10 protein-coding genes and 1 pseudogene are annotated in these 9912 nt (G+C 65.2%); 5 read left to right on the forward strand and 6 right to left on the reverse strand.

What is annotated here, in order from left to right; all coding sequences use genetic code 11:
- Positions 1-4: 4 nt before the first annotated feature.
- The 4 genes and pseudogenes from NS2_RS33850 to NS2_RS33860 form a co-directional block, all read right to left on the reverse strand.
- On the reverse strand, positions 5-1024 hold the full coding sequence (locus tag NS2_RS33850; RefSeq protein WP_036551625.1) for a sigma-70 family RNA polymerase sigma factor: 1020 nt from the start codon (positions 1022-1024) through the stop codon (positions 5-7).
- Positions 1025-1134: 110 nt separating this feature from the next.
- Positions 1135-1443, reverse strand: a complete 309-nt coding sequence (locus tag NS2_RS38295) for an alpha/beta fold hydrolase (RefSeq protein ID WP_308640209.1) — start codon at positions 1441-1443, stop codon at positions 1135-1137.
- 47 nt (positions 1444-1490) lie between these two features.
- Positions 1491-1961: pseudogene (locus NS2_RS38300) on the reverse strand (alpha/beta fold hydrolase); the annotation flags it as partial.
- A 96-nt stretch (positions 1962-2057) separates the two neighbouring features.
- Positions 2058-3476, reverse strand: coding sequence for a DHA2 family efflux MFS transporter permease subunit (locus NS2_RS33860; RefSeq protein ID WP_238588489.1), 1419 nt, complete (start codon positions 3474-3476; stop codon positions 2058-2060).
- Positions 3477-3564: 88 nt separating this feature from the next.
- On the opposite strand from NS2_RS33860, the gene NS2_RS33865 reads away from it, so the two are divergent.
- From NS2_RS33865 to NS2_RS33885, 5 genes are all read left to right on the forward strand, one after another.
- Positions 3565-4134, forward strand: coding sequence for an HAD family hydrolase (locus tag NS2_RS33865; RefSeq protein WP_052486815.1), 570 nt, complete (start codon positions 3565-3567; stop codon positions 4132-4134).
- Positions 4135-4792: 658 nt separating this feature from the next.
- Positions 4793-5050 carry a hypothetical protein gene (locus tag NS2_RS33870; RefSeq protein WP_036551622.1) on the forward strand — a complete coding sequence of 86 codons (258 nt, stop codon included), beginning with the start codon at positions 4793-4795 and terminating at the stop codon, positions 5048-5050.
- Between the two features lie 52 nt (positions 5051-5102).
- Positions 5103-5309 (forward strand): hypothetical protein, encoded by a 207-nt coding sequence (locus tag NS2_RS33875; protein ID WP_036551619.1) that lies wholly within the window; start codon positions 5103-5105, stop codon positions 5307-5309.
- Positions 5310-5884: 575 nt separating this feature from the next.
- Positions 5885-7192: an ATP-binding protein gene (locus NS2_RS33880; protein WP_228102679.1), complete on the forward strand. Its 1308-nt coding sequence runs from the start codon at positions 5885-5887 to the stop codon at positions 7190-7192.
- A gap of 441 nt (positions 7193-7633) precedes the next feature.
- Positions 7634-8674: a replication-relaxation family protein gene (locus NS2_RS33885; RefSeq protein ID WP_256255927.1), complete on the forward strand. Its 1041-nt coding sequence runs from the start codon at positions 7634-7636 to the stop codon at positions 8672-8674.
- 182 nt (positions 8675-8856) lie between these two features.
- Here the strand turns inward: NS2_RS33885 and NS2_RS33890 are convergent, their stop codons facing one another.
- Both NS2_RS33890 and NS2_RS33895 read right to left on the reverse strand, forming a co-directional pair.
- Positions 8857-9255 carry an Imm7 family immunity protein gene (locus NS2_RS33890; protein WP_071812045.1) on the reverse strand — a complete coding sequence of 133 codons (399 nt, stop codon included), beginning with the start codon at positions 9253-9255 and terminating at the stop codon, positions 8857-8859.
- 14 nt (positions 9256-9269) lie between these two features.
- The coding region (locus NS2_RS33895; protein ID WP_222594902.1) for a restriction endonuclease fold toxin at positions 9270-9912 on the reverse strand (643 nt) is incomplete at its 5' end.

Below are 9912 nucleotides of genomic sequence, written 5' to 3' on the forward strand. Positions count from 1 at the left end.
AGTACTAGGGGTGTTCGAGGCCCTCGGGGAGGTGGTCGGGGAGGTTGAAATCGGGGAACAGGGTGGGGCCGATGAAGGAGGTGATGGCGGCGATCTGGTTGCCGCGGAGGGTCAGCACTGAAATGGCCCAGGGGCGGTAGGTATGAGTGGCGGCGTGCCAGAGGTAGAGGGCCACTGCCGGTTGGCCGTTGGCGGTGGTGTGGAGGTGGCGCCAGGCGGGGCAGGTGCCCATCGGGATCTGGGTGGCGAAATCCAGGGCGGCGGCGCGGCCCCGGTACCAGTGGGGCAGTGGGGGCATCGACCAGGTGACGTCCTCGGTGACCAGGGCGATCAGGGCGGGCGCGTCGCGGCGTTCGAAGGCGGTGGCGTAGGCGGTGACCAGTTCGCGCAGGCGGGCGTCGCCCAGTGCGCGCAGGGTTTGCTGCTGGGTTTGTTCGCGGGTCTTGTCGGCCATCAGTTTTCGGGCGCGGGCCAGGGCGGAGTTCACCGAGGTGACGGAGGTGTCCATGACCTCGGCGATCTCCGCGGCGGTGTAGCCGAGCACGTCGAACAGGAGCAGGGCCGCGCGCTGGTTGCCCGGAAGGTGTTGCAGGGCGGCCACGAAGGCGAGTTCGACGGCTTCGCGCTGCTCGTAGGCCAGGCCGGTGTCGGGGTAGGGTGAGAGCCACGGGACCTCGATGCGGGGCTCGTTGTCGAGTACGGCGTGTTCGCTCGCGGGCCCCAGGTCCATCGGCAGCGCCCGTTTCGCCCGGCGCGCGATGAGGTCCAGGCAGGTGTTGGTGGCCACGGCATACAGCCAGCGGCGCAACGAACTTCGGCCCTCGTAGCCCGCGAAGCCACGCCAGGCGCGCAGCAAGGCGTCCTGCAGCGCGTCCTCGGCATCGTGGGTCGAACCGAGCATCCGGTAACAGTGCGCGTGCAACTCGCGGCGCATCGGCGCGATCAGCCGGGTGAAGGCCGCGTCATCGCCGGCGCGCGCGACCGCCACCTCATCCGGAACTTCGGTGAAGGATATGTCGCTCACGCCGACGATTCTGCCTCGAGCATCCGACAGAGCCGGTCCGCCTCGAGCATCGGGCGCCGATCCACCGAGACCCTGCGCGGGCTCGGTGAACGACAACTCGCGGCGGGCGTTCAGTTTTCGTGCAGGACCCGCCGCAGCACGGGTGCGAAGGCCGACGGATCTTCCGCGAATCCGGTGTGCCCGCCCGGGAACAGCGCGAGCTGCGCACCGAGCCGCTCGGCGAGCGCCCGCGAGGTCCGGTCGCAGATCTGGCCGGTCGACTGCTCCCCCAGCCCGACGACGATGCGGGTCGAAACTGTGTGCAGCGCATCCAGATCCGGCTCGAAGCCGATCGTTCCCCGCAGCTCGTGGCCGAAGCAGTACGCCTCGCTGGCCAGGTCCGGCTCGGACATCTCACCGCCGAACATCTGCAGAAACACCGGCTCCGGCAGGAAGATCCGGGAGTTGGCCTGAACTTCCGCCAGGCCGACAGCCGGTCGCCCGCCGCATAGGTGGCGCAGATCTCCGCGGCGGTCGCCCGCTGCTCGACCCGGTCGTCCAGCAGCTCCGTCACCGGCGGCTCGTGCGGCACCGCGACGCTCACCAGATCCGGGCGCGCCTGCACCAGCGCCAGCGTGGTGACCGCGCCGCCGCTGGAGCCGAACACCATCGCGGGACCGGCGTCCAAATGGGTGATCAACCGGACCAGATCGTCGGCCCGCAGGTCCGGCGTCGAATCCTGGGCAGGGTCCGCGAGCACACTGCGGTGGTGACCGCGCGGATCGGTGGTGACGACGGTGTGATCGGCCGCGAGCAGCTCGGCCAGTGCGGTGAACGGGCCCGAATGCATCGGCGCACCGGCCAGGATCAGCAGCGGGCCCGCGCCGCGGACCGCATAGTAGATACTGCCGCCGGGCACCGCGAGGGTTGCTTCGGTCACGGGAATGGTCGCGGTCATGGTTTCCTCCAAAACGTGGGACGAGAACGATTCGACGTCTTGACTCGCGCCGCACCGCGAACTCGTCGCTGCCGGGCACACGAATTCCGAACGAATTCAGGCACCGAGCGCGGACGTCGGTTGCCGCTCGGGCGTCGCCACCCCGCGCCGTCCCGGCACCGCGAGCGCGACGAGCGCGCCCGCCGCCGCCAGTCCCGCGCCGGCGGTGATCGCGCGCCGGAAACCCGCCGTGAACTCCACCGCCGACCCGTAATCGCCGTATGCGGCGAATACCGCTGCCGCGACAGCGATTCCGAATACCCCTCCCAGCTCACGTGTCATGCTGTTCGCGCCCGCCGCCTTGCCGATGAACTCGGGTTCGACCGCGCCGACGACCGCGCTCTGCGCCGCCGGAATCGCCAGCGAGGTACCGACGCCGGACACGATCAACGGAATCACCAGTGCGCCATACGACATGGCGGGATCGGCGACAGCCGCAATCCACACCATGCCGATCGCCATCAGCGCAGGCCCGCACACCAGCACCGCCCGCTCCCCGATGCGATCTGCCAGCACCCCGGCCACCGGAGCGCAGAAGAACAACACCATGGTCCACGGCAGCAGCCGCACTCCCGCACCGAGCGCGTCGTAGCCCAGCACCGTCTGCAGGAATTGGGCATAGAAGAACACCGAGGCGAACAACGCCGCGAAGGTGAGAAAGATCGCCGCATTACCCGCCGCGAACCCGCGGGCCGCGAACAGCCGCATCGGCAGCATCGGCTCACGACTGCGCATCTCCCACCGGGCGAAAACCGCCGATAGCACCAGCCCGGCGACCACGCTGCCCACGATCTCCGCACTGCCCCAGCCACTGCTGCCGCCGCGGACCAGCGCCCACACGATCCCGAGCGCCCCGCCGGTCAGCAGCCCCAGACCCGCCAGATCGAGCGCGCCATCCGGCCCGCGACTCTCCGGAATCCTATTGAGCGCCAACGGAATCGCAATCACGCCGAGCGGCACATTGAGCCAGAAGATCCACTGCCACGCCACCCCTTCCGCAACCGCCCCACCCACCAGCGGCCCACACGCCGTCGCAAGCCCGGTCACCCCCTGCACGATCCCCATCGCCCGCCCCCGCCCCTCACCGGGATAGGCCGTGCCCACCAACGCCAACGCCAGACTCATCAACAACGCCGCCCCCGCCCCCTGAACAACGCGCGCCGCAATCAACATCCCCACCGACGTCGACAGCCCACACCCCGCCGAAGCAACCGTGAAAACCCCCAGCCCCAGCGCGAACACCCGCCTACGCCCGAACCGATCCCCCAGCGCCGCGGCCGTCATCAACAGCACCGCAAAACTGAGGTTGTACGCATTGACCACCCATTCGAGGGTGTCACCCGCCCCCAGCTCCCGCCGAATCGTGCTCAACGCTGTCGCTACCACGAGCGTGTCGAGCGCCGCCATGCACGAAGCGACCGCCCCCAACACCAAAACCCACCGCCGACTCGACGGCGAACCGATCGAAATACCCACGAATCGTCCTTCCCTCAGACTCCATTCGCAGATCTAGACCGCCGCAATCCCCCGGACTCGTCGCCCCGCCCGCACCCATGATGGGGGAATGAGACATAATGCCGTGCGGCCGCTGGAACTGCACACCTTCGACCCGAAACCGGTTGTGAATACCCTGATTTCAGCCTTCCCAGGCATGGTGCTCTCGGTCGAGAAGGTCGGTGTCGGCTTGTGGTCCACCGCACCGGAATCCCGAGCGCCCTCGCACGGCGAGTTCCGCATTGTCGACACCGATGAGCTGAGCAGCGAACCGACACCGCGGCTCAACGGATTCTGGCCCGATGGCAGTATCGACGCGATGGTCGACATCCTGATCGAACATCCCCTGCCCGGCGCGGAATGGGTGCGCGGCGAGGACGGCCCCTGGATCGTCGCCTTCAGGCAGGGCGTTTCCAAAGGCTGGGCATTGGAGCGGATTCGGCAGCGACACAACATCCCGCGCGAAGCCACCCTCGCGATCGGCGACGGCTTCAACAACCTCGAAATGTTTTCCTGGGCAGGCTATTCGGTAGCCATGGGCAACGCCGTAGCTCCCGCCCGAGCCCGCGCCGACGAGGTCACCGACGAAGTCGCCAACGCTGGAGTCGCGCTCACACTGGAGCGCTGGTTCGACCACTGACACCGATCCGACAAACCAGCACGTGAACGGGGCCGAGCTGATGGACGGGGCCGACATCATGATCCCCGCGGTGGGTTAGCGACAGGCGCGGTGGCCAATCCATCGGGTTCGTCGCGACGAATCAACCATGCATCGAGCGACAAATCAACCAACAACTCTGCGGCAGATCAAGCAGATGAGTAGCGGCAAATCAACCACATACTGGTTGGCACTGGGGATCCGATGATGTCGCCGGATTTGTGCTCGTACCCGAAAACCCATGACCTCGTTCCGCGATACCAGCTACCGGATCCGCCAGCGGGCATGGAGTGGGTGCTGACCTCCTACGGGTGGGAGCTGTTCACCGCAATTCCTCCACAAACACCCGACACCATCACACCCGGATCGGGACAGCCTGGAGCCGGAGCCCCAAACCCGCAGGTTCCGCCTGTGCCAGGCACGGACGAACCTGGGAAGGCACCGCACGGTCCGGGATCGAATCCCCGAAAAAGCCGGGCGACAAGCCCGCTCCTCCCGGTCAGAACCGCCCTCAGCCTGGCCGAAGCAAACCGGCACCGGAGATCAGCGGCCGAAGCGACTGACTGTCGCCGACATTCAGGCACGACTGGCGGAGAAGCCGCCCCGCCCCTACGTACCGATCAGCAGGGGGTGGTGAGCGATGGCGTTCGCCGAACCGGAAGCGAAAGTGCTTGGCGCACTGTCGACCCTGGACCCGTCCCAAGCACTGACCGCGCGACAACTCTGCCGCGCGATCAGGCTGCCCGAGAACTCGATCCACCGGGTGCTGCTGCGATTCTCACGCACCGGGCTGGCGATGAGCACCCTGCAAGGCCCGGCACGCTGGCGCTGCACGGACTGCGGCCGCCTCGCGATCACCCGACCTGTGTACAGCGACTACGTACGGACACGGCCATGAACAACTACGCGATCGGAATCCTGCGGCGGCCCGGACCGGGCCGGGTGGCGCAATGATCGACCGCCTCATGAATCTCGCCCACAGCGAGCATGCCAACGTCGTAATCGCGCCGAGCGCAAACTATTTCGAGCCTGGCGACATCTCGACACTGGTCAAGATCACCGACGTGATCTGCGCGGACACCGGCCCAGCTACACGCTCAGCAGTGAGCTGCTTGCAACGGGCCGATGTCAGGATTCGCGCGATGGTCTCCGCCTAGTTGGTCAGCTGGCTTTCCGCAGGTGCACAGACTCGCCACCGGCCTGATTCCCGTCGGAAGTACATCTGCTGAGATCCATCAGGCTCGAACTCGAGCCGTGCGGAAGCGACGTCACCCCGGACCTTCATGTCCGAGATCCTGTAGGTGGGTTTGGGAATGGCGGCGTTCCCACCGTCGGCTGTGAAGCCGGAGTGCACCTCAAGCAGGAATCGCTGCATCGGTACCGGCACTGCGTCCAACAAGGCAGGAAGGATGTCTCCGAATGTCGCCGACCCGACGGGAACGGTTCGTGCGTTGAATCGTTTGGTGGACCTGACGGTCCAGCATACAAACCGGGTTGAGCTGGTCGACGGGCCCGACATCATGGTTCGAGTGGTCGGCGCGCGGCCGGGCCTGGTTGGCGCTGCCCGATGACCGCGACCGCTCCCCATACCCGGTCGCAACGAATCACCTGCGGACCAAACCGCCGACTCAATGGCGACGCTCCAGCGAAGCAGCGGCTCCAGCATCGACAAGAAGCGCACGAACACGGCGGCAGATCGCGCACACTAGTTCCGGCAGATCGCGCACCCTATGTGCGGCAGATCGCGCATGACATATGCGATACTACTGCGGTGACCTCGTCCTTCTCGTCATCGCCGATTGGTCGGATCCTTCCCCGACATGCCCACTCGGCAGTACATGAAGCGCTCGCAGATACTCGCGTCGTCCTGGTCAACGGGGCTCGCCAATGCGGAAAGAGCACGCTGGTCGCACGGATAGGCAGGGAGATCGGCGCGACTTGGCGGAGCCTCGACAAGCCGGAGACCCGGCAGGCGGCCGGCTACGACCCCACGCAGTTCGTCCTCGACGATTCCCTCTTGATCATCGACGAGGTACAGCGAGTACCGGAGCTGCTGCTGGCGATCAAGGAGACCGTCGACGCCGATGGCCGACCCGGCCGGTTCCTGCTGACCGGTTCGGCTCACGTCATGGCACTCCGCAGCGTTCCCGACGCCCTCCCCGGACGCATGGAGACGATCGAACTCTGGCCGCTCTCCCAAGGCGAAATCGACGGCGCACCCGACAGATTCATCGATTGCGCCTTCGAACGCGGACCCCAGCTACGGCACGACAGCACCGAGAATCGCGATGACTACATCGAACGGATCGCACGCAGCGGCTTCCCGGAAGCCGTTGCACGAGAGGGTAAACGGCGTTCCCGGTTCTTCTCTTCCTACGTCGCCGATCTGATCCACCGAGACGTCATGCAGCTGTCCGAGATCGAACGCACCGCAGAGATGTACACCTTGGCCAACCTCGTCGCGGCCAGATCCGGTCAACTCCTGGTGCCCGGCGCCCTCGGCAATGAACTCGGCCTGCCCAAAGACACCGTCGCCCGCTACCTTCGCCTCCTGGAAGAAGTTTTCCTGATCAAGCGCATCCCCGCCTGGTCGCGAAACCTGACCACCCGGGCCGTCGCCACCTCCAAGGTGTTCATGGTCGACTCCGGCATAGCCACATATTTGTGCGGTGCCGACCCGCGCGCACTGCGGGCCGTGAACGGCCCGCTCGGGCCACTGCTGGAGGGCTTCGTAGCCGCCGAACTCGCCCGCCAGCTCACCTGGTCCGACCAGGAGGCCCGCATGTTCCACTACCGCACCCGCGACAACGTCGAGGTCGACATCATCCTCGAGAACAACCGACGCGAGGTGATCGCCATCGAGGTGAAAGCCGCCGCCACCGTCAAGGGCGAGGACTTCCGCGGCCTCCGCCACCTCGCCGAACGCCTGGGCGACGACCTCCTCGCCGGATACGTCCTCTACACCGGCACCGAAACTCTCCCGTTCGGACCCAAATTCCGCGCCCTACCGGTCAGCGCCCTCTGGAACGCACGCCCATGACCGCCCCGAACGGTTCGCGCGCTGCCACGAAAACAGCAAGGCCGCAGGCTATCAACCTGCGACTCTGCTATTCGGTGTGGACCTGACGGACCAGCATACGAACCGCGCGGTGCTGGTCGACGGGCCGGACGTGATCATCCGGGCCGTGGGTGCCCGACCGGTCGCGGGCGGTGATGCCCGATGACCGCCCACGACGAACACCGGGCTGCGTTTGGGTCGGCAGATTGCAGCGCGGATGGGTCGGCGCCTGCTCGGCGTCCTATAACCGCCACCCCAAACGCCGAACACGGAATAAGCATCCGCGCCGCTCAACACCGCACTCCGGGGGCGGGGTCGAAATCCCGACTCAGTACCGATACTGAAGGTTCATCGCGTCGAGGGCGGCGCGGCGGCCGCGCCATACACCACGGCGGGCATCCCGACGCGAGTCCGTGGTTCCGTCTGCTCGATCGTGACCGTCGTCTTCTCGCACTCCTGGCCGAACACAAGGTGCTGACCACCGACCAGATCGCCAGCTTGGAATTCACCTCGATCCGCCGCGCACAGGACCGGCTGGCCAAGCTGCGCGAGATGGGAATGCTGTTCGCCTTCCGCGAGTCGCTCTACGGCGGCGGCACCAGCCAAACACGCCACGCGCTCGGCTATTCCGGAGCGCGCTTGATCGCAGCCCAGCATGCCGAACGGCCACCGTCTCCTGCCGCGTATGCGCTATCCCTTGAACGGCTGGCATGCTCCCCGACTCTCAAGCATCGCTTGGGCGTCAACGGCTTCTTCGCCGCGCTGGGCGCGCACCGTAACCCCGCTCGCTACCCCGACGCCGTAGCGGTGGTGGGGCTAACGCAGTGGTGGTCGGAACGCCAATGCGCCGACCAGTTCTGGACCTCGGCGCTCGATCCTGCCCCCATCCACCCCGACGGGTACGGCTGCTGGGAGCAGGACGGCCGCGCAGTGCGATTCTTCCTCGAATACGACACCGGCACCGAAACCTTGGCCACCGTCGCCACCAAACTCGCCGACTACCAAGACTTCCCCACCGACAAGTTCGGGATCCTGCTGTTCTCGCTGCACTCGTACCGCCGCGAAACGGGGCTACGGACTGCCCTGAGCCGCACGCTCGGCCAGGGCGACCCGGGTCTGGTAATCGCAACCAGCACACGCGACTTCACCGACCGTAACGGTCCGGCAGGCCCGCTCTGGGCCGTATTGACAACCAGAAACGGCGACACGACAACCGAACGACTCCGGCTGGCCGACCTGCCCGAACGCGGCCCGCGCGTTACGCACAACGTCAGTACCGGGCAGCCCTACACCGAAGCGGCCTTCGACCACGATGACCCGCTCGTCCGCGACCTATTCTCGGCGAACAATCCACGACCGGTCACGCCGTACCCAACTCCGCCCGCATGCCCTAGTCACGAAACCGGCCAGCCAGACCACGAAGTCTTCATCGATTGGGACGACCCGCCGAAGAACGAATCTTGACGGCCGCGTGGCACGGCAGGTGAACGCACTGGATAGCCGAGTTCGGTGCGTTATCGCCGGGCGGGACTGACACTGACGAGCTCTCATGTGCTCCTCGATCACCGTCAGCATGTGGACTCGCGGAAGGAGAAACCCATGGACCTTTTAGATACTTCTACGAAGAAGCTCGAAAGGTTGACGCGTTAATCTGCGTCCTCGATAACTGGAATGCATAGAGAAAGGAGTGTGTCATGCTGCTCGACCACTTCTCCTCGCCGCATGGCTAATACCTGGAATTCATTGTGCCGACCACCTCTGTCCTCGTCATCCCTAAAATAGAGAAGCCCGTATGAACCTGGCGCAACTTTTCCAATATTCCGAAATGTGTCGATTGCCAAGTCGCCACTACCCGCTCGACGATTTGAAAATCCGCTGATATGCACAAATGACATGCCGTTGACCGTACGGATATCAGCGAGACCGGGCGCCGAGCTCAGATTGCGGAGTTCCTGTTCTGCCGCCTGGTGCGCCCGATCTCGGGCCGACTCTTCTTCATCACCCGCGCTACTCTGCACGGTAACCCAACCATGATACTCAAACATATTACTCCTGGTTCCTAGAATGGCTCAGTGTCGATTACGAGCGGAATATTGTAACGCTGCGAATACTCCTGAAGTTTGTTGATAACTCCAGGCTGGGGTGGTCCATCGAAATGGTAGTACACTTTCCTGCCCGTCTCTTGTGCGGCATCGAAGGTCGCCTTGGCCTGATCTCTGAATGCCTTATTGACCTGGAAGTCGGCGGGCTTTGCCTGGGCCACGTATTCGTCGCTGATCGTATCGAATTCCCGGCCTTTGGAGTCGCTACTGAAGGATACCCTGGATCGGCCGCCGAGACGTTCCGCCAGTTTGTCCGCGTCAGGGTCGGCCTTGTCGACCTGTTTGAGCTCTCCGGAATAGCGTCCAGAGTTTGTTGTTCTCTCTACCGCAGCGACTTCGCCCGACGCCTCCGCTTCGATTGTTTTTGCTTCGAGCTCCTCGACCTTCTGCAATTTGGTCTCGGTGCGTTCGAGAGTATTTTCCGCTTTGGCAACTTCGCTGGCCTGTTCTTCGAACTTCTCGGCCGTGATGAAGGTCCTGATGCCAGTGCCGGTTTCCTCGATCTTCCTCACCACATTGGCAGTCAAGACGACACCGGCGAGTGTGCCAACGCCTGCGGTAACAAGGAAGGCGAGGATTTCGAGAGCGAGACTCTCGTCC

The organism is Nocardia seriolae NBRC 15557, from assembly GCF_007990715.1.
In the GTDB taxonomy this organism is placed as follows: Bacteria; Actinomycetota; Actinomycetes; order Mycobacteriales; family Mycobacteriaceae; genus Nocardia; species Nocardia seriolae.

Excerpts from the sequence above, each read along its gene's own strand:
- NS2_RS33865 (WP_052486815.1), top strand. The coding sequence starts at position 3,565 with ATGAGACATAATGCCGTGCGGCCGCTGGAACTGCACACCTTCGACCCG.
- NS2_RS33870 (WP_036551622.1), top strand. The coding sequence starts at position 4,793 with ATGGCGTTCGCCGAACCGGAAGCGAAAGTGCTTGGCGCACTGTCGACC.
- NS2_RS33875 (WP_036551619.1), top strand. The coding sequence starts at position 5,103 with ATGATCGACCGCCTCATGAATCTCGCCCACAGCGAGCATGCCAACGTC.
- NS2_RS33890 (WP_071812045.1), bottom strand. The coding sequence starts at position 9,255 with ATGTTTGAGTATCATGGTTGGGTTACCGTGCAGAGTAGCGCGGGTGAT.